This is a genomic window from Neisseria sp. P0004.S004, assembly GCF_051963335.1.
Lineage (GTDB): Bacteria > Pseudomonadota > Gammaproteobacteria > Burkholderiales > Neisseriaceae > Neisseria.
In genome coordinates this window covers 122,220-146,424 of record NZ_JBQCUK010000003.1, presented here as the reverse complement: position 1 = coordinate 146,424, position 24,205 = coordinate 122,220, and the positions used below count along the sequence as shown (strand labels likewise).

Annotated in this window: 20 protein-coding genes and 2 pseudogenes; 15 read left to right on the top strand and 7 right to left on the bottom strand. The window is 48.4% G+C overall.

The features are described 5' to 3' along the window. Positions 1-89: 89 nt before the first annotated feature. Entirely contained in the window at positions 90-1,442 is a 1,353-nt protein-coding gene (locus ACTHRY_RS03535) for a polynucleotide adenylyltransferase PcnB (protein WP_049322062.1), read from the top strand. Between the two features lie 116 nt (positions 1,443-1,558). Here the strand turns inward: ACTHRY_RS03535 and rpoD are convergent, their stop codons facing one another. Together rpoD and dnaG are read right to left on the bottom strand one after the other, a co-directional pair. Further along, positions 1,559-3,511 (bottom strand): RNA polymerase sigma factor RpoD, encoded by a 1,953-nt coding sequence (gene rpoD / locus ACTHRY_RS03530; RefSeq protein ID WP_036491012.1) that lies wholly within the window; start codon positions 3,509-3,511, stop codon positions 1,559-1,561. Positions 3,512-3,705: 194 nt separating this feature from the next. Beyond that, entirely contained in the window at positions 3,706-5,478 is a 1,773-nt protein-coding gene (gene dnaG / locus ACTHRY_RS03525; RefSeq protein ID WP_049322063.1) for a DNA primase, read from the bottom strand. A 330-nt stretch (positions 5,479-5,808) separates the two neighbouring features. Between dnaG and ACTHRY_RS03520 the strand changes: the two genes are divergently transcribed. Beyond that, positions 5,809-7,245: an NAD-dependent succinate-semialdehyde dehydrogenase gene (locus tag ACTHRY_RS03520; protein ID WP_049322065.1), complete on the top strand. Its 1,437-nt coding sequence runs from the start codon at positions 5,809-5,811 to the stop codon at positions 7,243-7,245. A 666-nt stretch (positions 7,246-7,911) separates the two neighbouring features. Here the strand turns inward: ACTHRY_RS03520 and ACTHRY_RS03515 are convergent. Next, positions 7,912-8,898, bottom strand: a complete 987-nt coding sequence (locus ACTHRY_RS03515) for a malate dehydrogenase (RefSeq protein WP_049322066.1) — start codon at positions 8,896-8,898, stop codon at positions 7,912-7,914. 121 nt (positions 8,899-9,019) lie between these two features. Beyond that, positions 9,020-9,994, bottom strand: coding sequence for a PhoH family protein (locus tag ACTHRY_RS03510; protein ID WP_440374057.1), 975 nt, complete (start codon positions 9,992-9,994; stop codon positions 9,020-9,022). A 101-nt stretch (positions 9,995-10,095) separates the two neighbouring features. Between ACTHRY_RS03510 and ACTHRY_RS03505 the strand changes: the two genes are divergently transcribed. The 7 genes and pseudogenes from ACTHRY_RS03505 to ACTHRY_RS03475 form a co-directional block, all read left to right on the top strand. Then, on the top strand, positions 10,096-10,806 hold the full coding sequence (locus ACTHRY_RS03505) for an AzlC family ABC transporter permease (protein ID WP_049322067.1): 711 nt from the start codon (positions 10,096-10,098) through the stop codon (positions 10,804-10,806). Continuing rightward, complete coding sequence (locus tag ACTHRY_RS03500; RefSeq protein ID WP_003680717.1) at positions 10,803-11,111, top strand: AzlD family protein; 309 nt, start codon at positions 10,803-10,805, stop codon at positions 11,109-11,111. The genes ACTHRY_RS03505 and ACTHRY_RS03500 overlap by 4 nt, the downstream gene beginning before the upstream one ends. 62 nt (positions 11,112-11,173) lie before the next feature. Continuing rightward, the gene (rlmB, locus tag ACTHRY_RS03495; protein ID WP_049322071.1) at positions 11,174-11,923 is read left to right on the top strand and encodes a 23S rRNA (guanosine(2251)-2'-O)-methyltransferase RlmB; all 750 of its coding nucleotides are present in this window, start codon (positions 11,174-11,176) and stop codon (positions 11,921-11,923) included. A gap of 68 nt (positions 11,924-11,991) precedes the next feature. Continuing rightward, positions 11,992-12,302: pseudogene (locus ACTHRY_RS03490) on the top strand (DUF4143 domain-containing protein); the annotation flags it as partial. Positions 12,303-12,550: 248 nt separating this feature from the next. Next, positions 12,551-13,867, top strand: a complete 1,317-nt coding sequence (locus ACTHRY_RS03485) for an AAA family ATPase (RefSeq protein ID WP_049322073.1) — start codon at positions 12,551-12,553, stop codon at positions 13,865-13,867. A 4-nt stretch (positions 13,868-13,871) separates the two neighbouring features. After that, the gene (locus tag ACTHRY_RS03480) at positions 13,872-14,510 is read left to right on the top strand and encodes an RloB family protein (RefSeq protein ID WP_049322076.1); all 639 of its coding nucleotides are present in this window, start codon (positions 13,872-13,874) and stop codon (positions 14,508-14,510) included. A gap of 402 nt (positions 14,511-14,912) precedes the next feature. Beyond that, positions 14,913-14,978 (top strand): annotated as a pseudogene (locus tag ACTHRY_RS03475) (dioxygenase); the annotation flags it as partial. 81 nt (positions 14,979-15,059) lie between these two features. Here the strand turns inward: ACTHRY_RS03475 and ACTHRY_RS03470 are convergent. Together ACTHRY_RS03470 and pdxH are read right to left on the bottom strand one after the other, a co-directional pair. Further along, positions 15,060-16,118 (bottom strand): pseudouridine synthase, encoded by a 1,059-nt coding sequence (locus tag ACTHRY_RS03470; RefSeq protein WP_049322077.1) that lies wholly within the window; start codon positions 16,116-16,118, stop codon positions 15,060-15,062. 158 nt (positions 16,119-16,276) lie between these two features. After that, the gene (gene pdxH, locus ACTHRY_RS03465; protein ID WP_049322078.1) at positions 16,277-16,909 is read right to left on the bottom strand and encodes a pyridoxamine 5'-phosphate oxidase; all 633 of its coding nucleotides are present in this window, start codon (positions 16,907-16,909) and stop codon (positions 16,277-16,279) included. A 110-nt stretch (positions 16,910-17,019) separates the two neighbouring features. Between pdxH and dut the strand changes: the two genes are divergently transcribed. From dut to guaA, 3 genes are all read left to right on the top strand, one after another. Further along, complete coding sequence (dut, locus tag ACTHRY_RS03460; protein WP_049322079.1) at positions 17,020-17,472, top strand: dUTP diphosphatase; 453 nt, start codon at positions 17,020-17,022, stop codon at positions 17,470-17,472. Between the two features lie 186 nt (positions 17,473-17,658). Continuing rightward, positions 17,659-17,985: a hypothetical protein gene (locus ACTHRY_RS03455; RefSeq protein WP_049322080.1), complete on the top strand. Its 327-nt coding sequence runs from the start codon at positions 17,659-17,661 to the stop codon at positions 17,983-17,985. Between the two features lie 148 nt (positions 17,986-18,133). Further along, positions 18,134-19,699 (top strand): glutamine-hydrolyzing GMP synthase, encoded by a 1,566-nt coding sequence (gene guaA, locus ACTHRY_RS03450; protein ID WP_003686344.1) that lies wholly within the window; start codon positions 18,134-18,136, stop codon positions 19,697-19,699. 326 nt (positions 19,700-20,025) lie between these two features. Here the strand turns inward: guaA and ACTHRY_RS03445 are convergent, their stop codons facing one another. After that, the gene (locus tag ACTHRY_RS03445; RefSeq protein WP_049322698.1) at positions 20,026-20,739 is read right to left on the bottom strand and encodes a S24 family peptidase; all 714 of its coding nucleotides are present in this window, start codon (positions 20,737-20,739) and stop codon (positions 20,026-20,028) included. A gap of 202 nt (positions 20,740-20,941) precedes the next feature. Here ACTHRY_RS03445 and ACTHRY_RS03440 point away from each other — a divergent pair, with 202 nt between their 5' ends. From ACTHRY_RS03440 to ACTHRY_RS03430, 3 genes are read left to right on the top strand one after another with little or no spacing between them, the layout of a single operon-like run. After that, complete coding sequence (locus ACTHRY_RS03440; protein ID WP_079453753.1) at positions 20,942-21,205, top strand: helix-turn-helix domain-containing protein; 264 nt, start codon at positions 20,942-20,944, stop codon at positions 21,203-21,205. A 43-nt stretch (positions 21,206-21,248) separates the two neighbouring features. Beyond that, entirely contained in the window at positions 21,249-23,246 is a 1,998-nt protein-coding gene (locus ACTHRY_RS03435) for a Mu transposase C-terminal domain-containing protein (RefSeq protein ID WP_049359513.1), read from the top strand. A gap of 35 nt (positions 23,247-23,281) precedes the next feature. Beyond that, positions 23,282-24,196 carry an AAA family ATPase gene (locus ACTHRY_RS03430; RefSeq protein ID WP_049359517.1) on the top strand — a complete coding sequence of 305 codons (915 nt, stop codon included), beginning with the start codon at positions 23,282-23,284 and terminating at the stop codon, positions 24,194-24,196. The last annotated feature ends 9 nt before the right edge of the window (positions 24,197-24,205 follow it).

Here is a 24,205-nt window from a genome sequence, read left to right as displayed (position 1 = left end):
TGTTTTGCCCCTTCTGCGGCAGAATATTGTGCAAAGGCTTAAGCCAGACAAGTTTCAGACGGCCTTTTTTATTGTGAAAAGAGCTGCTTATGTTAAAAAAATGGCTGCATAAAGTGTTGCCTAAAAAACACGTCAAGTCGTTGCCCGAAAAGGAAATTATCCCACTTGAGCAACACGGTATCCATGCGGATATGTTGAGCTTTGCCGCTGAGAAAATTGCCAAACGCCTGCATGAAGCCGGTTTTCAGGCTTATGTTGTAGGGGGGGCCGTTCGGGATTTGTTGCTCGGGGTTGAACCCAAAGATTTTGATATTGCAACCGATGCCACACCGGAGCAAATCCGTAAAATATTCCGCCGCAGCCGCATTATCGGCCGCCGCTTTCAAATCGTCCATGTGATGATTGGTCCCGAAACCATTGAAGTGACGACGTTCCGTGGTGGCGATAAGGTTCAGCAGAATGCGCAAGGCCGCATTATGAAGGACAATACTTACGGCAGCATTGAAGAAGATGCCATGCGCCGCGACTTTACTTGCAATGCGCTGTATTACGACCCGATTAAAGAGGAAATTTGGGATTTCCATCAAGGCGTGGCTGATGTTGCCGATAAGAAATTGGTGATGATAGGTAATCCTGCCGAACGCTATCAGGAAGATCCTGTCCGTATTCTTCGCGCCGTCCGTTTGTCGGGTAAGTTGGGCTTTGAAGTGGAAGAGCAAACTGCTTTGCCGATTGCCGAATATGCAGGCCGTCTGAAAAATGAACCGGTGGCCCGTCTTTTTGACGAAATCATGAAAATCCTGTTTTCCGGCCATTCCCGTGCCTGTTTGAAACGGTTGAACGAGTTGGGTATTCCCGAAGGCATCCATCCGCTTTTAGATGCCTTGAAAACTGCCGAAGCAGCCGACAAACGTATGATTATGTTGGCTTTGAAAAATACCGATGAGCGTCTTCGTGCGGATAAGTCCGTTTCCGTCGGTTTTGTATTGGCGGCGGTATTATGGCCGACACTAAACGCCATTTGGCAACGCAATCAAAGCCATGGTCAAAAACCTGTCCCTGCGTTGATGGATGCGATGAACACCATGCGCGATACGGTGGAGAAAGGTTGGGGCGTACCGCAAAGATTCTCTGCAACCATGCGTGAAATCTGGCAATTTCAGCCGCAATTTGACAATATGCGCGGCGCGCGCCCGTATCGTCTGTTGGCGCAAGCCCGTTTCCGTGCTGCTTATGACTTCCTGATTTTGCGTAGCGAAGTTGGCGAGGTTGATAAAGAGATGGCTTCTTGGTGGACAACTTTCCAGCATGCCGATGAGGAAACCCGTCAGCAAATGACTGCGGCCAATGATCACAAACGTCAGAAACAAAGTGGATCAACTGATGGCAAACCTAAACGCCGCCGACGCCGTTCGAAAAAGAAAACCACTGAGGCTGAATAAATTATCAAAATAAATTTAAGGCCGTCTGAAACGATTAAATCTTTTGAGATTTGGTTTTCAGACGGCCTTTTTACATTCCAATAAAAACCGCAGGTCTTTCAACCTGCGGTTTGCTTTTATGATTTGTTTTCTTCGCTGTCGAGGAAGCTGCGGAGGCGGTCGCTGCGGGTAGGATGGCGCAGCTTGCGCAGGGCTTTGGCTTCGATTTGACGGATACGTTCACGGGTTACGTCAAATTGTTTGCCGACTTCTTCGAGCGTGTGGTCGGTATTCATATCGATACCGAAACGCATACGCAACACTTTGGCTTCGCGCGGCGTCAGGCTTTCAAGGATTTCTTTGGTTACTTCGTGCAGGCTGGTGTACATCGCAGCTTCTGCCGGCGCAACGTTGTTGGCATCCTCGATGAAGTCGCCCAAGTGCGAATCGTCGTCGTCGCCAATCGGTGTTTCCATGGAAATCGGCTCTTTGGCGATTTTCATGATTTTGCGGATTTTGTCCTCCGGCATTTCCATCAACTCGGCCAGTTTGGCGGAATCAGGTTCTTCACCGGTTTCTTGCAGGTATTGGCGCGAGATACGGTTCATTTTGTTGATGGTTTCAATCATGTGAACCGGAATGCGGATGGTACGCGCTTGGTCGGCGATGGAACGGGTAATCGCTTGACGGATCCACCATGTGGCGTAAGTCGAGAACTTATAGCCGCGGCGGTATTCGAATTTGTCCACCGCTTTCATCAGGCCGATATTGCCTTCTTGAATCAAATCAAGGAACTGCAAGCCGCGGTTGGTGTATTTTTTGGCAATGGAAATAACCAAACGCAAGTTGGCCTGAATCATTTCTTGTTTGGCGGCTGAGGTTTCTTTTTCGCTCAACACCATGTTTTTGTTGATTTCTTTCAACTCTTCAATGGAAATGCGGGTTTCGGTTTCCATATTGGCCAACTCGGCTTGTTTTTCAAGGATGGCGTGGCGGAAACGATCTAAGGCATTTGCCCATACTCGGCCTTTGGCTACTTCTTTTTCAACCCATTCCAAATCGGTAATGGCAGGCAGGAAGTTTTCGATGAAGTAGTCGCGTTCCATACGCACGCGGTCGATGCAGATATCGCGAATTTCGCGTTCGAGTTTGCGGATGTTTTCAACGCGGCTGCGCAGGTTGCTGCTCAAATTTTCGATTTGGCGTGTGGCAAAACGGACTTCCAGCAGTTTGTTGGCAATGGCATCGCGGTGTTTCAGGTAGTTGGCGTGTTGGCTGCCGTGTTTTTCCAGCTGCTTGATCATTTTGCCGTATTCGCTCTCGATAAAGGCGAAATGTTCCAACACTTTTTGTTTCAGTTCTGCCAAATGGGCGGCGGACATGGCTTCGGAATCACTGCCGGAGTCATCTTCATCATCTTCGTCGTCATCTTCGACTTCGCTGTCGGTTTCGCCTTCTTCATCGTCAGGTTTGGCATTTTCCAAATGACCCAGACCCAATTCGTTTAACAAAACTTCATTAGGGTCGATGATGGCTTCAACCACTTCATCTACGCGAATTTCGTCGTTGCGGACTTGTTCGATCAAAGCCAAAATCTCGGCAATCGAACCCGGGCAGGCAGAAATGGCCTGCACCATGTTTTTCAATGCATTTTCGATTTTTTTGGCAATAATGATTTCGTCTTCGCGTGTCAACAAATCGACTTGGCCCATTTCACGCATATACATGCGCACAGGGTCGGTTGTACGGCCGAATTCGGAATCTGCGCTGGAAAGTGCCGCTTCGGCTTCTTCAACGGCATCGTCGTCGGTCAGGGCGGCGGCATTGTCGCTCAAGAGGATGTCTTCAGCATCAGGAGCCTGCTCGGTTACCTGGATACCCAAGCCGGAAATCATGCTGACGATGTTGTCGATTTGCTCGGCGTCGGACATATCGTCGGGCAGCGCGTCGTTAATTTCGGAATAAGTGATGTAGCCGCGTTCCTTACCCATAATAATGAGTTGACGCAGACGGGCGCGCTGCTCTTCGATACTCAAGGGACGGTTGTCATCTTGGTCTTGGTATTCTTCGTAGTTTTGGTTTTTAGACATGGATTGCTCTCTAGGTTGATAGGATGCCGACGGTTTACGGTGATGTGGCCGTACCTGAAGGCGGAGCAGAGCTTTTTGTTGTGAAATCAGATTTCACTTTAATACTCTGAGGCCGTCTGAAAATATTACGGATGGAGTGTTCTGCGTATCATGTTTCGCAGCGTGTGTTTAGATTGTTCAGACGGCCTGAGGGGTTAGTTTTGCTTTGCCGTCAAAAGCGACAGCAATAGTCTTTTTTCATTTTCGGTCAAACCGGTTTGAATACTTTTTTGCTTTAAAGTTTCGATTTGACTGTATTTTAATTCATTTAACAACTTTTTCATGCCGATTTGGAAACTTTCGCAATCTTCTTCGTCATCCCCTTCCATTTCTTCAGAGTGAAGGGTTGATAAAAAGATTTGATTGACGGTTTCCTCATAGGGCGAACCGCGCATATATTCAAGCACTTGTGCCGTTGCCGGAATCGTGGCGTGATTTTTGATGGTTTCGGCCAAATTGGCAAGGCAGGCAAAGTCGCCGCTTAACGCCAGATAATCGGGCAGGTCTATATATGAAGCCCAAGCCGGATTTATCAAGAGGCTGCGAATTTGCCTTTGCACCAGTGTCAGCATGGTTGGCTGTTTGACAGAAATGGGCGGCAGTTTGTAACTTTTTTGTTTGACGTGCCGCTTGGGCGCTTCTTGTCCGAGTAACTGGGCGAGGTTGTCAGGATCAATACCCACCAACTCGCTGAGTTTTTGTTTCAGGAGATAGCCCAATGCCGGCGCGGTAATTTGCGCTAAAAGTGGGGAACTGGTTTTGACCAATTCTGCTTTGCCTTCTTGTGTATTGAGGTTGAGGTCGTCTGAAAGATGTTCCCAAAAGTATTCCGAAAGGGGCTTGCTTTGGTTTAACAAGGCATCTTCAAATTGCGTCTTACCGTAGGCGCGAATGTAGCTGTCGGGGTCGTGTTCTTCGGGCAGGAAGAGAAAATGCAGCGATTTATCGTCTTTTAATTGCGGCAACGCATTTTCCAGCGCACGCCAAGCCGCTTTACGTCCCGCGCCGTCGCCGTCAAAACAAAAATAAATACTGTCGGCCTGACGCATCAGGATTTTGACATGTTCCGCCGTGGTTGCCGTACCTAAAGCCGCTACGCCGTAGCCGATACCGAACTGCGCCAAAGCGACCACGTCCATGTAGCCTTCGACCACCAAAATCCGTCCGACCTCTTTTACGGCAGCACGCCCTTCATATAGCCCGTAAAGATTTTTCCCTTTATCGAACAAAGGCGTATCTGGTGAGTTCAGGTATTTGGGTTTGGAGTCGTCCAATACGCGGCCGCCAAAGCCGATGACCTGCCCACGCGGATTACGGATAGGAAACATAATCCGATGGCGAAAGCGGTCGTAATGTTTGCCCTCATTGTCGATGACCATGCCCGTATCCACCAACGCAGTATTCGGATAGGGTTGGAACACTTGTGCCAAAGGCTGCCAGCCGTCGGGCGCATAGCCCAGACCATAATGCGCGATGACTTCCGCACTCAAGCCGCGTTTGTCTAAATAAGCCTTCGCTGCCGGATTGAATTTCAACTGTTGCGCGTAAAAATCCGCTGCCGCCGCCGTCGTTTCTTCCAAAGTCTGCTGTTTTTTCTTACGTTCGGCACGGATTTCGGGATTGTCTTCCTGCCCGCGCACTTTAGGCACCGTCATGCCCACACGGTCGGCGAGAAACTGCACCGCCTCCGGAAACGACAGCCCCTGATGTTCCATCACAAAACCAATCGCCGAACCATGCGCCCCGCAACTGAAACAATGGTAAAACTGCTTGGTCGGGCTGACCGAAAACGACGGCGTCTTTTCCTTGTGGAATGGACAACAAGCCATATAGTTCGCCCCGCCTTTCTTCAGCGGAACCTGCTCGTCGATAATATCGACAATATCGACTTTGGACAAAAGCTCGTCAATGAAATCAGATGGAATCATGGTTCGGCTAAAGAGGATGGACGGAAAACATTTCAGACGGCCTTATAAACAGACAAAGGCCGTCTGAAAATGGAATTTCGAATGAGGGTTGAAATGAGTTTTGTATTATAGCAAATTGTTGTCATACATGTGTCCTATCCTTTTGAAGTAGAGTATTAATCATCGTATTTCATTCATTATATAAGATAGATATGATGTAGCTAACGCAAAGGCCGTCTGTAAGATATTCAGACGGCCTTTGCTGTTGTCTTATTTTGCGATTCAGTTGCGCTTTCATGGCATGAATATGATAATGAACACATATTCCAGATTTTAGAAAGCTAGTTTCTCATGAAAGATTTTGCCCGTTTGCTCAACCATCCCGATATTTCCTTTTCTCCGATTCCAAATACTATTAAAGTTGATAATCCTGCAACAGGTGAGGCTTTGGCGTTTGTCCGTAAGACTGATTCAGACGGCCTGAAGCTTTTGATTCAAAAGGCGGAGGCGGCACAAAAATTGTGGGCGGCAAAAACTGCGTTGGAGCGCGCCGATGTGTTGTGGCGTTGGTATTTTCTGATGAAGGAAAACAAAGAAGAACTGGCGCGCATCATGACGATGGAACAGGGCAAAAGCTTGACCGAGGCGCGCGGCGAAATCAATTATGCGGCTTCGTTTGTGCGCTGGTTTGCGGAAGAGGCGCGGCGGATTGACGGCGATGTACTGACGAGTGTGAAAGCGTCGCAAAAACTGGTTGTGTTAAAACAGCCTATCGGCGTTACCGCTGCGATTACGCCGTGGAATTTCCCGTCTGCGATGATTGCGCGTAAGGCTGCACCTGCTTTGGCGGTGGGCTGCGCGATGATCGTCAAACCTGCATCGCTCACGCCTTTGAGTGCGTATGCGTTGGCTGTACTGGCCTACGAAGCGGGTGTGCCTCAGGATTTATTGCCTGTTGTCAGTGGTAGTGCTTCGGAAATCAGCCATGAATTTGCTACAAATCCGATTGTGCGCAAAATCAGCTTTACCGGCTCGACCGAAGTCGGCGCGAAAATTTTTGCCGACAGCGCGGCGGACATTAAAAAACTCAGTTTGGAACTGGGCGGCAACGCGCCGTTTATCGTGTTTGACGATGCCGATTTGGACAAAGCCGTCGAAGGCGCACTCGCCAGCAAGTTCCGCAACAGCGGCCAGACCTGCGTCTGCACCAACCGCGTTTATGCTCAATCCGGCATTTACGAAGAATTTTGCCGTAAATTGAGTGAAAAAGTGGCTGCGCTCAAATTGGGCAACGGCTTGGATGAAGGCGTGAACCAAGGGCCGCTGATTGAGGAAAAAGCGGTAGAGAAAGTTGAGCAGCACATCACCGACGCGCTCGCTAAAGGCGCGGTTTGTCAGACCGGCGGTAAACGTAGCGCATTGGGCAGAACGTTTTTCGAGCCGACCGTCTTAAGCGGCGTTACGGCGCAAATGGCGGTGGCGCGCGAAGAAACCTTCGGGCCGTTGTGTCCAGTGTTCCGCTTTGAAACCGAAGCCGAAGTCATCGCGGCCGCCAACGATACGGAATACGGTTTGGCAGCTTACCTTTTTACCTCCGATACCGCCCGCCAGTGGCGCGTCGGCGAAGCCTTGGAATACGGCATGGTCGGCATCAATACGGGCTTAATCAGTAATGAAGTAGCACCGTTTGGCGGCGTGAAACGCAGCGGTTTGGGACGTGAGGGTAGCAAATACGGTGCGGACGAATATCTGGAATTGAAATATTTGTGCATTGATGTAGCGGAATAAGGCTGCACAGTAAAGGCCGTCTGAAATTCGGTTTTCAGACGGCCTTTTTTAAACGCAGAAAAGGTATCGGATAATTTTCATATTGTGAGAACGATCTTTATAAAAAGCAAAACCATAAGAAACAAAGTTGCAAAAATTTTGTCACATGTTTATAAAATTAGTTTGATAACTATTTTGATGTTTTTAATCTTGTTGGATGTGTATTTCAAGTTTCTAGCTGTAGTTTTTTGAGTGATGGCAGCGGAAATTTTGGATAATACAACCGTGAGCAAGGAAGGATTGTTTTTTTGCTCACACAGTGTGGCTCATATCGATAGCGTGGGAACTTTATCTAGGCTGCAATTTTGTGGTGTGACTTTTATAAAAAAGGTGATGTGAATGTTGAAGAAATTTTTAGTCCTGTTTTGCGTAGCTTTCACCGGCGCATGCAGTTCCTTTGATGGAGACGATTTGACAAATGGCTCATATTCTCAAGGGAAACGGCTTGATCCGAATTGTGATCATTATGCTGTCGGCGGTAGTGGCGGCGGTTGTACACCGTCAGGTCAATGGCATCTTAAAGATAAACAAGGACAAAGAGTGCCATTCTAGTTTTTAAAAATGATTGTAGAACGGGCATTTAATTATTTAGGCCGTCTGAAATTTGGTTTTCAGACGGCCTCTGGTTTAGAGTAGATCATGGATGGCTGAACGTTCTTCTTCTAATTCGGCCAGCGTAGCGGCAATACGGTTTTGGCTGAATTCGTCTGACAAATCTAAGCCTTGGACGATGCGGTAGCTGCCTTCGTCACAAATGACGGGGAAGCCGAAAATCAAACCTTCGGGAATGCCGTAAGAACCATCTGACGGAACGCCCATTGTTATCCATTTACCGCTGCTGCCGAGCAACCAGTCGCGCAGGTGGTAGATGGCGGCATTGGCGGCGGAGGCTGCGGATGATGAGCCGCGCGCGGCGATAATGGCGGCACCGCGTCCGGCGATTTTCGGCATGAAGACTTCGGTGTTCCAGTCGGGTTCGGTAATCATGTCTTGGACGGACTCGCCGTTGCTGGTGGCGTAGCGGTAGTCGGCGTACATGGTCGGGCTGTGGTTGCCCCAAACGCACATTTGCTCGATGGAAGTAATCGGGCGGTTGATTTTTTCGGCAATTTGGCTGACGGCGCGGTGGTGGTCGAGACGCATCAGGGCGGTGAAATTTTCCGGTGGGATGTCGGGTGCAGACTTCATGGCGATGTAGGCGTTGGTGTTGGCTGGGTTGCCGACGACGAGGACTTTGACGTTGCGATGGGCAACTTTGTTCAACGCCGCGCCTTGTATTTTGAAAATTTCGGCGTTGGCATGCAGCAGGTCGGCGCGTTCCATGCCTTGCGTACGCGGACGTGCACCAATCAAGAGGGCGATGTCGGCATCTTTGAAGGCGACTTCGGGGTCGTCTGTGGCGAAGATGTCGGCAAGGAGCGGGAAGGCGCAATCCTGCATTTCCATGATCACGCCGCGCAATGCCTGTTGTGCCTGCGGCAGGTCGAGCAGCTGCAGGATAACGGGTTGGTCGCGTCCGAGCATAATGCCGCCGGCGATACGGAAGAGGGTGGCGTAGGCGATTTGGCCTGCCGCGCCGGTAACGGCGATTCGGACGGGTGGCTTGAGGGTCATATTTTTCCTTTTGAAGTCGTTGTTTTACTTGGTTTTCGGATTATAGCAGTATTATGGGGAGAATGATGTAGTAAGGCCGTCTGAAATTTGATTTTCAGACGGCCTGAAGTGTTTGAAAAGATTATTCGCCGTTTTTCTTTTCAGCTTGTTCTTCCGCTGCTTCATAGGCTTCGACGATTTTTTGCACCAAAGGATGGCGGACGACGTCTTCGCTGGTGAAGGTGTGGAAATACAGGCCTTCTACATCGCGCAGTTTTTCTCGTGCATCTTTCAAGCCGGATTTGATGTTGCGCGGCAGGTCGATTTGGCTGATGTCGCCGGTAATGACTGCTTTGGCACCGAAGCCGATACGGGTCAGGAACATTTTCATTTGTTCGGGGGTGGTGTTTTGCGCTTCGTCCAAAATGACATACGCGCCATTTAAGGTGCGGCCGCGCATATAGGCCAGCGGCGCAATTTCAATCAAACCTTTTTCCATCAGTTTGGTTACACGGTCGAAACCCATCAAATCATACAGTGCATCGTAAAGCGGTCGCAGGTAGGGGTCGACTTTTTGCGCTAAATCGCCCGGCAGGAAGCCTAATTTTTCGCCTGCTTCGACTGCTGGGCGCACCAAAACGATGCGTTCAATTTGGTGCTTTTCCATGGCATCGACGGCGGCGGCAACGGCAAGATAGGTTTTGCCCGTACCGGCAGGGCCTAAGCCGAACACGACATCGTGGTTGAGCAAGGCGCGGATATAGCCGTTTTGGCGCGGAGTACGGCCACCGATGCTGCCGCGTTTGGTGCGGAAATAGTATTGTTGGTCGTGGTGTTTTTCTTCATGTTTTTCATCTGCGGTTTTGGCTTCGACGGCCGCGAGGCTGATGGCGTTGTCGTCCAAGTCGCCTTTTTCTGCGGCTTCGGCAAGTGACAGCAAGGCACGGCGGCCGGCGTGTGCTAGTTCGCCCATGAAGGTGAAATGTTCGAAGCGGCGGCTGATTTGGATATCAAGGGCTTTGCCTAAGACTTCGAGATTGCTGTCGAGCGCGCCGCACAGGCGTTGCAACACGGTATTGTCAATTTCTTCAAACTGCAGATGGACGGTGTGGGTCATATCGGTTTCCGTAAATAAATCTATTTTTCCGTATTATACCCTTGTTCAGACGGCATGCTTTATAATACGTCGCTTCTTTTTGATAAACCGTTTCAATTAAAATGAGTCATACTATTTCCCCGCAGTCTGAGTTTCTGCGCGGCATTAAAGAATGTTCCCCCATGCTGATCGGTTTGTTGCCGTGGGCGCTGATTTTGGGTATGCAGGGCGGGCAGAAGGGCATAAGTTGGCTGGAAATGCTGCTGATGACGGGCATGAACTTTGCCGGAGGTTCGGAATTCGCCGCAGTCAATTTATGGGCAAATCCTTTGCCGATTCTGCTGATTGCAACGGTAACGTTTATGATTAATTCGCGCCATATTCTGATGGGTGCGGCGATTGCGCCGTATATGAGGGATATGCCGTTGAAAAAGGCGATGCCTGCGCTGTTTGTGATGTGTGATGAAAGCTGGGCAATGGCGTTTGCTGAAATTCAAAAGCGTAAGGCGGCAGGCTTGCCTGCGTTCAATATGCCGTTTTATGCCGGTGTGTGTTTTATTTTGTATGTAACGTGGATTGGTTTTGCGGCGTTTGGCGCGGCAGTCGGTCCGATGTTTGGCGATGTGGCGGCTTGGGGCTTCGGCATGGCGTTTCCTGCGGTGTTTTTGGTGTTGCTGCGCGGTATGTGGAAGAGCTTTGCGGCTTCACGCCCTTGGTTTGTCAGCCTGATTGTGGCGTGCGTAACCTATTTGACCGTGGACGGCGCATGGTATGTTCCTGCTGGAGCGTTGTCGGGTTTGTTGGCGGCGTATTTTTGGGGAGAGCAAAAATGAAGGATTTGTTGTCGCTGCAATCGTTTCTGCTGTTTTTAAGTATGTTGGCCGTAACCTATTCGACCCGATTAATCGGCTTTTTTGCATTGCGCAACCGTACGTTGAGCCGTCGCGCGCAAGTGGTGATGGAGGCCGCGCCGGGCTGCGTGTTGATTTCCGTGATTGCGCCTTATTTTGTATCGGACAAGCCGCATGAGCTGATTGCCATTGCTTTGACGGTATTGGCCGCCAGCCGGTTTTCGATGTTGGTGACGGTATTAATCGGCGTTGGTACTTCGGGCATACTCGGTTATTTGATGAAATAAAAAATTTTCAGACGGCCTTACTTGTTATAATGGCCGTCTGAATTTTTTGATAAAGCAAAAACATGGCAAACCAACGACTCATCTATGGCTTTCACGCCGTCAATGCCCGTTTGTGGCAAAACCCGAAATCGATTACCGAACTCTATATCCAAGAGGGCAAATCCGATGCGCGCACCCGCGATGTATTGGATAAAGCGGCCTCTGAAAACGTGCGCGTGCATTTTGCTGATGCCGACCGCCTGAATGCCATCAGCAAAGGGGCGCGTCATCAGGGCGTGGTCGGGTTTATCGATGCTTCCAAAAACCATGTTCACTTGGAAGATGTATTGGAAAACCTGAGCGAACCTCCGTTTTTGCTGGTATTGGACGGCATTACCGATCCGCACAACCTCGGCGCGTGCCTGCGTACTGCCGATGCGATGGGCGTGCATGCCGTAATTGCGCCTAAAGACAAAAGCGCCGGCTTGAATGCGACTGTCAGCAAAGTTGCCTGTGGCGCGGCGGAAACCGTGCCGTATATTACCGTAACCAATCTTGCCCGTACTTTGCGTGAATTAAAAGAGTACGGCATTTGGATTGTCGGCACAGACATGGGTGGCGACTCCGACCTTTACCACTGCGACTTGCCCGACAGCGTGGCCTGGGTAATGGGCAACGAAGGCGAAGGCATGCGCCGCCTGACGCGCGAACATTGCGACATGCTGGTGTCGATACCCATGTTCGGCACGGTCGAAAGCATGAACGTCTCCGTCAGCGCGGGCATGGTGTTGAGCGAAACGCGCCGTCAACGGGTGTTGAAAGCAGAGAAATAACGCTTAGGTTTATGAACTGAAAACGTCGTCTGAAAACTGGAAGTTTGGTTTTCAGACGACGTTTTTACCGAATTTTCACCGAATCCAAAGGCGTAATGACCAAACAATATGTGCTGCAACAACTATTGCCACACAGGAAAACTCTGTTTTCTATTGGGCAACTGAAAAAGTCACGGCAGAGGTTGATTTTGTTGTGCAACGTAAGCAAGCTGTGATTCCGATTGAAGTCAAAGTAGAAGAAAATTTAAAAGCGAAAAGTTTGAAAGTGTATGCAGAACAATTTCAACCTGAGCAAGCAATTCGATTTTCCATGGCAGATTATCGGGAACAAGATTGGCTGGTGAATGTGCCGTTGTATGGTTTTTTAATTACTAAATAATAAATTTATGGTTTTCCATTATTGCACTAATGTCAATATCTACGAAGGTAAGGATTTCCGAGGGCTTGAATTAAGCTCTCCATTAACTAACGTTTATTTTCGCTCTAAATAGCTCGGGAAAAAGGCCGTCTGAATTTTGGAGTGTAGACCAATGTGTTATTTATAACAGTTGAGAGGAAAACCATAAGGTGATAAGATGGCCAAATCAGGTTTTTTTTACCTAAAATTGCAATAAAAAAGGGCTTATTATGTTAATCCAATTTTCTGTTGAAAATTATCGTTCAATCAAACAAGAACAGACGCTTTCGTTGGTTCGTGATTCAGGAACGGAAATGCCGGACAACTATTTTGATAGTAATGCGCCCGCTACACCGTCTTTATTAAAATCTGCCGTTATTTATGGAGCCAACGCTTCAGGCAAATCCAATGTAATCAAGGCATTATATTCAATGATTCAAATTCTTTCGGATTCCTTCAATAAGAAAGAGAAAGAACCAATCAGAACTAAATCTTTTCTTTTTGATGAAACATACAAAAACAATCCAACACATTATGACATTTCATTTGTTGTGGATTTACTCAATGATGAAGGTAGTTTGCAACCTACTAGAGTGGATTATGGCTTTATTGCTGATGACAAAAAAATCCATGAAGAATGGTTAAGTGTCTATCCAAAAGGTCGCGAACAAAACTGGTATTCCCGTGAGTATAACCAGCAGACCGAAAGCTACGATTGGAAAATGTCTGATTATTTCAAAGGCGAAAGAGTGAGTTGGAGAAATCAAACCAGACCGGATCAGCTATTCTTATCTAGTGCAGCACATTTAAATAGTGAACAAATCAAACCTATTTTTCATAGCCTCATCAATAGAATTCCAATTATTAGCACAGATAGAATCAGCAATGAGATGGCAAAAAAGCAATGTAAAAAATCTGAAAAAGATAAAAAGATCATGATTCAGTTATTGCGTTCTGCAGGTATCGAATTAGATGATATTGTTTTTGAAAAGCCTAAAGTAAATTTTGAAGAACTTCCTGATGATATTCCTGATTTCATTAAAAAGGAAATACTGCAAGATTTACAACGGCACATCATTGCCCAACACGAGACTTTTTTTGTATATTTGGATAATGAAAATAAACCACAAAAAATAAATTTAAGAGACGAATCAGATGGTACGCAAAAATTATTTGAGTTTTCAGGATTGATTCTGGAGGTTTTGCATAATGGCGATACTTTGGTTATTGATGAATTAAATAAAAGCCTACATCCTGATCTGGTTAGATTTTTGGTTAAACTATTCAATTCCCCAATTAACCAAAGAAATGCCCAGCTTATTTTTACAACACATGAAACATCTGTGTTAAGGAAAAATCTATTACGTCGGGATCAAATTTGGTTTTGTGAAAAAAATAAGGATAGATCAACAATGCTTTATCCATTAACAGATTTTAAACCGCATATCAATCGTGAAGATATTGAAGAATATTATTTGAGCGGTAAATATGGGGCAAAACCTATTTTCCAAGACTTTAATTTCCCATTCTCTTTTTGGGAGGATTAAGGCTATGGCAAAACGGAAAGCTCGAGATTTATCCCGTAAAGCACCAAAACGAGAAGCTTATAAAACCATTTTAATCGTTTGCGAAGGTGAGAAAACGGAAAAACTTTATTTTGAAGACTTGATTTCTACTGAAAACCTTTCTTCGGTAAATGTTCAAGTTTATTCTGGACGCGGTTCTGATCCTAAATCAGTGGTTGAAACTGCTATTGAAGAAAAAGATAAGCAAAGTCAACATTTAGAATTTGATGAAGTTTATTGTGTCATTGATAGAGATGCGCATCAAACCTTTGATGATGCCCAAAAGTTGGCGAAGAAACACAATATAAATTTGATTGTATCTTACCCAAGTTTTGAATATTGGTATCTTTGCCATTTTAAATATTCTCGCGCACCTATTGTGAAAACAGGCGATAAAAGTGCTGGTGATAATTGTGTTGCTTTACTTAATAACGAATGGAAAGCAAATTTTTCAATGAATTACAATAAGGCGCAGCAAGGTGTTTATAGGGCTTTGTTACCTTATATAGAAACAGCAATAGCAAACTCAAGAAGGGCTTTTAGAGAAGCGCAAACAGATGATGAGTTGAATCCATCTACCGAAGTTCATGACTTGGTTGATAAATTAAGGAAAATTAAGCAGTAATCTTATGAAAAATCGCTTCGAAATCTTAAAAGTCTTCTGTCTATTCGCCGAAACTCTGCAATTTAAAGAAATGGCTATTCTTTGATATTCCCTATCGTTCCCTTTAAAATGCGTTCATGTTTTTAAACGTATAAACTTAAGAAGCCGAATATGCCGCAACAAACCATGAATTTAATGCGCGAGTGCATTACTTTTGTGTATGTAATGTATCCTTGTTATTTAAAACCAAGAGGTCGTCTGAAACCATTTTCAGACGACCTCTTTTTAACTTTGCAGCAAACCCAAAGAATATTTCATCATTTCCTACTGGGAAAATATGTTGTTCATAAATTGAGATTTATTGCTTAATCATTTATCCGTACAATCCGCCTCATCAGATATTAAGGAGGCAACGATGAAAAAATGCCTGTATTATTTGTCGGACATGGCAGTCCGATGAATGTGTTGGATAAAGAAAATCCTTTCAATACCCACTATGTTTATGACTTGTGCAAGATTTTGTCGGGCTGAGACGATTTTGTAAAGGCCTCAGCCCCGATTTATCTTACATTAACTTTTCTTCCGGCGACGTTCGCCCGGCAGCAGCATATCTGCCCATTTGATGATGTTGGCGACTTCTGCCGGATTGAGTTCATAGAACTGGCCGCGTTTGAGGCGGTTTGGCAAGCCGATAGGGCCGAAGCCTACACGGACGAGACGGCTGACGGTCAGGCCTTGGCTTTCAAAAATGCGGCGTACTTCGCGGTTGCGGCCTTCTTTGATGACCACGTTATACCATTTGTTTGCGCCTTCGCCGCCTTGTTCGTAGATGCGTTCGACTTTTGCCAAACCGTCTTCGAGCATCACGCCTTCTTCGGTTAGGACGCGCATTTGTTCGGTGGTCAACTCGCCCAATACGCGTACGGCGTATTCGCGTTCGACTTCAAAGCTGGGGTGGGCAAAGCGTTGAACGAGTTCGCCTGAAGTGGTCAGGATCAAAAGGCCGCTGGTATTGATGTCCAACCGGCCGATGGCTACCCAGCGGCTGCTGGCTGCTTGCGGCAGGCGGTCGAAAATGCTGACGCGGCCTTGCGGGTCGTCGCGGGAAACGATTTCGCCTTCTTGTTTGTAGTAGAGGATGATGCGTGGCAGCCGGTCTGCCCATTTGAGTTTGATGATGCTGCCTTTGACGGTAACGTGGTCGTCGGGCGTAACTTTTTCGCCCAGTTGGGCGACGCGGCCGTTGACCGTTACCCAGCCGTTGCTGATCCATTCTTCCATTTCGCGACGTGAGCCGACGCCGGAGGCGGCCAGGACTTTTTGCAGGCGCTCAGGTTCGAAGCGTGAAAGGTCGCTGCGGCGTTCTTTCAAATCGCGGGCGTGTTCCATGATTTTTTGGTTGGGATTGCGGACAACCAGTTTTTTGGCTTTGGCGGCACGTTGTTTTGGGGCGGTATTTTGAGCTTTGGGGCCGTCTGAAACTTTTTGGCCGTAAGGTTTGCCTGATGCTTTGCGTTCGTCGTCTGGACGTTTTTTATTGGCAAAGGATTTGGCCGGTTTGGAAGGTTTTTTGGCGGTAGACGATACGCCGTCACGCCATTGGCGTTTGCTGGAAGGCTGTTTGGACATGATTTTTCCTAACTCGCTTGAAAAGCGGTTCTTCTGCGGCAGTTGCGGCAGGGGTTAGATTGGGGGAAAAGGCCGTCTGAAAATCAGATTCAGACGGCCTGCCGATGAAAGGCTGTATTGTAACTCAACCAGTAAATTTTTGTTTGAAAATCCGAAAATTATGGTGAAAGGCGTTCGCGTATCCAGTTGCCGTCAACCAGACGGTATTGGATGCGGTCGTGCAGGCGACTGGGGCGGCCTTGCCAGAATTCGATGCGGTCGGGGATGACGAGGTATCCGCCCCAATGTGGGGGACGGGGGACATGTAAGGGATGTTTGACACCGACGGCTGCGGCTTTGGCCACCAATACGGCTTTGCTGGAAATCACTTCGCTTTGCGCGCTTGCCCATGCGCCGATACGGCTGGTATACGGGCGGCTTTCAAAATATTCGTCCGAAGCGGCGGCGTCGAGTTTTTCAATGCGTCCTTCAACACGCACTTGGCGTTCGAGTTCCGGCCAGAAAAAAGTCATGGCGGCAAAGGGGTGTACCGTATAGGAGCGGCCTTTGCGGCTGTGGTAATTGGTAAAGAAAACAAAGCCTTTGGGGTTGACTTCTTTTAGCAGTACCATGCGGCTGTTGGGCCTTCCGTCTTCGCCCACGGCGGCAACGTTGACCGCGGTCGGTTCGTTGACTTCGGCGTGAATCGCTTCGTTCAGCCATTGCTCGAATTGGACAATCGGGTCGGCGTGGCATTCGGCTTCCGACAGCTCGCGTTTGCTGTAATCTTCGCGGATATTGTGTAAATCCATGATTTTCTCCTTTGATTTGACTGAATCATACTCCGTTTTTTCAGACGGCCTCAAGGGCATTTGTGTATAATCGTAGCCCTTTCTAATTTAGAACCATACGGAGTCCTGTCATGCAAACCGAAGTCGAACTGAAAATCTTAAATCCGAAAATGGCCGATTCCCTGCCTGCTTATGCAACGCCCGGTTCTGCCGGTTTGGACTTGCGTGCCTGCTTGGATGAAGCCGTCGTATTGCAGCCGGGCGATGTGTATCTCGTGCCGACCGGTTTGGCGGTGCATTTGGCCAACCCTGCGTATGCAGCCGTTTTGCTGCCGCGTTCGGGCTTGGGCCATAAACACGGTATTGTTTTGGGCAATTTGGTCGGTTTGATTGACTCGGATTATCAAGGTGAATTGAAGGTTTCTTTGTGGAACCGTGGTAAAGAAGCATTTACCATCGAGCCGATGGAACGTATCGCGCAAATGGTGATTGTGCCGATTGTCCAAGCTGCGTTTAAGGTTGTGGGCGAGTTTGCCGCCAGCGAGCGTGGCGAAGGCGGATTCGGCAGCACCGGCAAAGCCTGATGAGTTAAAAGGCCGTCTGAAACAGGATAAATTGAAATATTTGATTTCGGTTTGCCGTTGTTCAGACGGCCTTTTTGTTGTGCCAACCTTTGCATAATCACACATAAGATTGCATTTTTATATCTTGTCTGTATGACCGACGCACCCAATAATACAGGCCGTCTGAAACCTTTACGGAGCGTTGTTATGTCCCGTCCTTCACTTTTTCTGCCTTTATTTTTGATTATCTTTGGCGCAGTTTGGTTTTTACGCGCTACGGATATTTTGCCTGCGACATCGACAATGATTACCGGCGCATTAATTATTTTGGGCTTTGCCGTGTTGATTATGGACGGCATCAACAAACAGTCCATCGTTTCCGGCCCGATGCTGGTTTATATCGGTACAGCCATTTATCTGCACATGAGCTACTGGATTTACCTCTCGCCGTTGCTAGCTATCGGCATGGTCGTGTTGGGTTGCCTGCTGTTGCTCTCGCGCAGCGATATGATTCCTGATAAACACACAAAATAGAAAGATGAGAGATTTGGGTTTTGCCCTATAAAGGCCGTCTGAACAATGGTATAATCCGCCGATTCAGACGGCCTTTTTTATTGTGGTTTAAATTTGAAATTTACCCTCCCGGCCGCACCGTTTTCTTACATTTTGCAAAGTTTCCGCCATGACTCAAGACAAAATCCTCATCCTCGACTTCGGCTCGCAAGTTACCCAGCTGATCGCCCGTCGCGTGCGCGAAGCCCATGTTTACTGCGAACTGCATTCTTTCGACATGCCTCTGGAAGAAATCAAAGCCTTCAATCCCAAAGGCATCATCCTCTCCGGCGGTCCTAATTCCGTTTACGAATCCGATTATCAAGCCGATACCGGTATTTTTGATTTGGGCATTCCGGTTTTGGGCATCTGCTACGGTATGCAATTTATGGCGCATCACTTAGGCGGCGAAGTTAGCCCGGGCAACCAACGCGAATTCGGTTATGCGCAAGTGAAAACCATCGACAGCGAGCTGACACGCGGCATTCAAGATGATGCGCCAAACACGCTCGACGTATGGATGAGCCATGGCGATAAAGTTTCCAAACTGCCTACCGGCTTCTCCGTCATCGGCGATACGCCGTCTTGCCCGATTGCCATGATGGAAAACGCTGAGAAACAATTCTACGGCATCCAATTCCACCCTGAAGTGACCCACACCAAACAAGGCCGCGCGCTGTTGAACCGCTTTGTTTTGGATATTTGCGGCGCACAACCCAGCTGGACCATGCCGAACTACATCGAAGAAGCCGTTGCCAAAATCCGCGAACAAGTCGGCAGCGACGAAGTGATTTTAGGTTTGTCCGGCGGCGTGGACTCTTCCGTAGCGGCGGCACTGATTCACCGTGCCATCGGCGACCAACTGACCTGCGTGTTTGTTGACCACGGTCTGTTGCGCCTGAACGAAGGCAAAATGGTAATGGACATGTTTGCCCGCAACTTGGGCGTACGCGTAATTCACGTTGATGCCGAAGAGCAGTTTTTGGCGAAACTTGCCGGTGTGACCGATCCGGAGAAAAAACGCAAAATCATCGGTGCGGAATTTATCGAAGTCTTTGACGCTGAAGAGAAAAAACTCACCAACGCTAAATGGTTGGCGCAAGGTACGATTTACCCTGACGTAATCGAATCCGCAGGCGCGAAAACCAAAAAAGCCCACGCCATCAAATCGCATCACAACGTCGGCGGCCTGCCCGAAAACATGAAGCTCAAATTGCTTGAGCCGTTGCGCGACTTGTTCAAAGACGAAGTACGCGAATTGGGTGTCGCTTTGGGCTTGCCACGCGAAATGGTGTACCGTCATCCGTTCCCAGGCCCGGGTTTGGGCGTGCGTATCTTGGGCGAAGTGAAAAAAGAATATGCCGACTTGCTCCGTCAAGCAGACGATATTTTCATTCAAGAATTGCGCAACACCACCGACGAAAACGGCACATCTTGGTACGACCTGACCAGCCAAGCCTTTGCCGTATTCCTGCCTGTGAAATCCGTCGGCGTAATGGGCGACGGCCGTACTTACGACTACGTCGTAGCCTTGCGTGCCGTGATTACCAGCGACTTTATGACTGCGCACTGGGCAGAGCTGCCATACTCGCTGCTTGGCCGCGTGTCCAACCGCATCATCAACGAAGTCAAAGGCATTAACCGCGTGGTTTATGATGTCAGCGGCAAACCGCCTGCCACGATTGAGTGGGAATAATCCCTAAATAATAAAGGCCGTCTGAACGGATATTGTTCAGACGGCCTTTTTGCACGGATGAGCTTGGTTAACGCATACAATGAAATCAATCAGCAAGTTTAAGCAAATGCCTTAATCAATACGTGTGGGGGACTGTTAGTTTTTGCACAAGGAACAAATAGAGTAAAAAAACGCTGAAATCTTCGAAAGACGTGGATTTCGGCGTTTTTTTGTATCCGGAAAAGTTACGCCAGCTTTTTCACAAAACCGCGCCGGAATGCGCGGTTTTTTGTTGAAAGCTGACGGGATTGGGAATTTTTTAAAACTATTTTAAGAGGGTTTTAAAATCAGTTTACGGTACGGCCGAACCATTCTACCCGGCCGATGATGGCTGTATCGGTGTTGTCGGCTGTGAGGTCGATTTCAAAAGGTTCGTAGAGGGGATTGGCGGATTTAACCAAGAGCCGGCCGGGTAGGCGTTGGATGTTTTTGACGAACAGGTCGTTTCCTATGCGTAGGACGTACAGGCCGTCGCGCGGCTCGGTTTCGGCGTGGTTGATTAGGATGTTGTCGCCGTGGTTCAGGATGCCTTCCATGCTGTCGCCTTTAACGGCGATTACAGAAAGCTTGTCTGTCTGCCGGGTAACGTAGTTTTCTATCCAGTATCTCCGGAAAGCCATGCAGAATAATGGTTTTTCATCATTCACTGCTTGTCCATGCCCTGCCGCCGCTTCCACGCTGTATCGCGGGATAAAGACAAACTCACGCAGATCAACCGGATTGCCCAAGGTGTCCACCGCGCCTGAGCCGGTATTGGATACCGGGAAGGCTCCAACGTTTTCCGGTCTTGATTTGTCAGCAAACGGCAAACCTTTGCCGGTCAGTAACCAGTTTAAATCACAGCCGGTAACTTCTTGAATTTTTATAAGTGTTTCAGCCTTTGGCAAACCATCTTTAGCAAATACCTTATTCAGTCCCATGTAGGACATATCTATCTTGGAGGCTATATCCTCCAATGTCGAATCCGGCCATAAAAGCTGAAGTCTGCTTTTAAAAGTCATGTGTTTCTCTCTAACAAAAAGACTAACCAAAAAACCTTCCCTTTTGGTTAGAAATAATCTTAATCAAAAACAAAAGTTTATAAAATAATCGCCATTTGTTTGTAAATTGACTAACTAAAAGGGTTTACAACTATCCTTTTGGTTAGTATTATTCGTTTCACTAAGTCAAATGACTTAGCAAACAAACCCAAAAGGAATGTGTATGGAAACCCTAAAAGAAAGATTAATGGTAAAAATTGAAGATGCGGAAAGACAAAAACAAGATTGGCATCGTGCGGAAATTGTGGCAGCAGTTCGTAAACGCGGGAAAACAATTACTGCACTATCAATCGAATCCGGGTTAAGCGCGAATACATTAAAAAGCGCGTTGCAATTTAAATATCCAAAAGGCGAACGGATTATTTCAGACTTTCTCGGCATTCCACCTCAAGAGATTTGGCCTAGCCGTTATCCCAAACAGGTTTAACTTACTCAAAAGAGTAAACAAAAGTTTATATCAGGAGCAGTAAATGAGCAACACCATATCCTTAGAGGAGCTGAAAAATTTAAGTTTGCCCTGTCTTCCCAAGAACCTAGAAAGCATCAGATATCGTGCCAAAACGCAGGACTGGCCGTACATCGAAGAAGTTGGCAAAGCGCGTGGAGGCCGTCTGAAAAAATACTTAATCGCTTCCCTCCCTGCCGAAATCCGAGCAGCCATCATGAAACGGCAGTCGGACGAGCTGGCGGAGAAGATGCCGAAAACCTTGCCCCAAGTCAGACCGGGGACGGCGATGTCGGCTCAGGCACTGGCTGAAGCGGCCAAGCTGTTGAACGAGAAACAACGGTCGGTGGCGGATGCGCGATGTGCGGTGGTGGCGGCGGTATTGGGGATTAAATACCAATACGGTTGCTCTGCCAAGGCTGCGGTGGCTCAGTTTTTGGGCTTGCTGGCAGAAGGTAAATTGGACGCGGTCACGCTTGGGAACTTGGAAAAGGCCAATGACCGCAGCCGGTCGGCGAAGGTTGGCGAACGTACTTTAGACGGCTGGATTTCTGCTTATTTGAAAGCGGAAAACGCGACGGAGCGGTTGGTTGCTTTGGCTCCGAAGACGACGAAGGTGGTTAAGCCGATTGAGAGCTACGGTTGGTTGCCGATGTTTATGCAGTTTCACAATATCCCTTCAGCGCCGAAGCTGGCGCACAGCTACCGCCGGTTTGTGCAGTGGGCGGAAGCGGAAAATATGCCGGTCAATGATGTGCCTAACTTGAGTATGGTGCGGCGCGTTTGGGACAAGCTCCCGTTGATTATGCAGGAGCGCGGCAGGAAAACGGGGGCGGCTTATAAATCGCTGCTGCCTTATGTGAAACGTGATTGGGGGGCTTTGAAGCCGAACGATGTTTGGATCGGCGACGGCCACAGCTTTAAGGCGAAGGTGGCGCATCCGGTACACGGCAGGCCGTTTAAGCCGGAAGTGACGGTGATTATTGATGGTTGTACGCGGTTTGTGGTCGGTTTTTCGGTATCTCTCGCTGAAAGTTGTGTGGCGGTATCGGACGCTCTGCGTATCGGGGTCAAGCACTTTGGTTTGCCGATCATCTACTACTCGGATAACGGCGGCGGCCAAACCGGCAAGACGATAGACCATGAAATCACAGGTATCACGTCCCGACTGGGTATCCGGCATGAAACGGGTATCGCGGGCAATCCGCAAGGGCGCGGCATCATTGAGCGATGGTGGAAAGACAATCTGATTGAGATGGCGCGCCAGTATGAGACGTTTGCGGGTGCAGGGATGGACAGCAGCACGAAGAACCTGATGTACCGCAAGATGGAAAGTGCTTTTAATGCTTTGGAAAAAGGCAAGGATTTGACGGAGGAACAACAGAAATATTTGAAAAAACTGCCGAGCTGGTCGCGTTTTATAGCGGATGTGGTCAAGTGTATCGACGAATACAACAACCGCCCGCACGGCGAGCTGCCCCGACATCCGGACGGCGGGCATTATTCGCCGAAGGCTTATCGGGAAATGAGGCTGGAACAGGACGGTATCGCGCCGGATATGTTGTCGGCAGAAGAGCTGGCGACGATGTTTATGCCGCAAGAGGTGCGAAAGGTACAGCGCGGTTGGCTGGATTTGTTCAACAACTCTTATTTCTCAACTGAGCTGGCGGAGTATCACAAGGACGAGGTACGGGTCAGCTACGATTTGAGCGATGCGTCGGCGGTCAATGTGTTTGATATGGACGGCAAGTTTATCACTAAGGCGCAGGCCAACGGCAATACCCGCGAGGCTTTCCCGACGGCTCGTATCGACCAACTGGCGGAAAAACGCCGAAAAGGCAAAATCAAGCGGGCGGAAAATGCAATCAAGCTCGCAAACGCGGAAGTCAATCCGGCTTTGGAACAGGCTGCGGTTTGGGACGAGCTGGGACATTTGGGCGGAAACGTCATCGAGGCGGAGTATGCGGTATTGCCGAAAACGGGCACAGACGATTTTGTGTTGTTTGAGGCGGATAGAAGTTAAAACGGTTTTAAACCTCTTTTAAAAGGACTAAAAAAATGAAACAAATCAATCATACATTGCAACAAAAACTGGCTGAATTTAAAGCCAAATCAGGCATGAACCAAACCCAACTGGCACGCGGTATCGGTACTTCGCCGTCCTCCATCAGTATGTATCTGAACGGCACTTATGCGGAAAAAGGTGGCAATTATGAAACCATCGAGCCGAAAATCGAGGCGTTTTTGGAGATGCAGGACAGCAAAGCGCGACGTGAAGAGCTGGTGTTGGGTTTTGTATCGACTAAGACGACACGCCGCATTGCAGAAGTGATGCGCGATGCGCACGAAGGCGGCGAAACGGTGGTGATCTACGGTCAGGCGGGTTTGGGCAAGACTCAGGCGGTCAAAAACTACTGCGAGAAAAACCCTGCGGCTATCTTGATTGAGGCTAATCCGAGCTTTACGGCTTTGGTCCTGATGCGCAAGTTGGCGACGGCGGCGAAGGTATCGGCGATGGGCAGCCTGAATGATTTGTTTGAGTCTGTATCTGACCGCCTGCGCGATTCGGGCCGTCTGATTGTGGTCGATGAAGCGGAAAACCTGCCGTTACGCGCCCTTGAAATTGTACGCCGTCTGCACGATGAGACTGGCTGCGGCTTGGTGTTGAGCGGTATGCCCCGACTGGTGGCCAACCTGCGCGGTAAGCATGGCGAGCTGGTGCAACTTTATAGCCGCGTGTCTGTTGCGCTGAATTTGGGCGAATCTTTGCCGGATGATGAGCTCTTTGAGATTGCGAAAGCGGCTTTGCCTGATGCGGACGAGGAGACGCTCTTGGAACTGGTTAAACATAGCAACGGCAATACGCGCCGGATGAGCAAATTGATGCGCGGCGCGGTACGCACGGCGAACAAGAACGGTATCAAGATGCAGGCCGGTATCGTTAAGAAATACAGCTCCCTGATTATCCGATAAGAAAGGCCG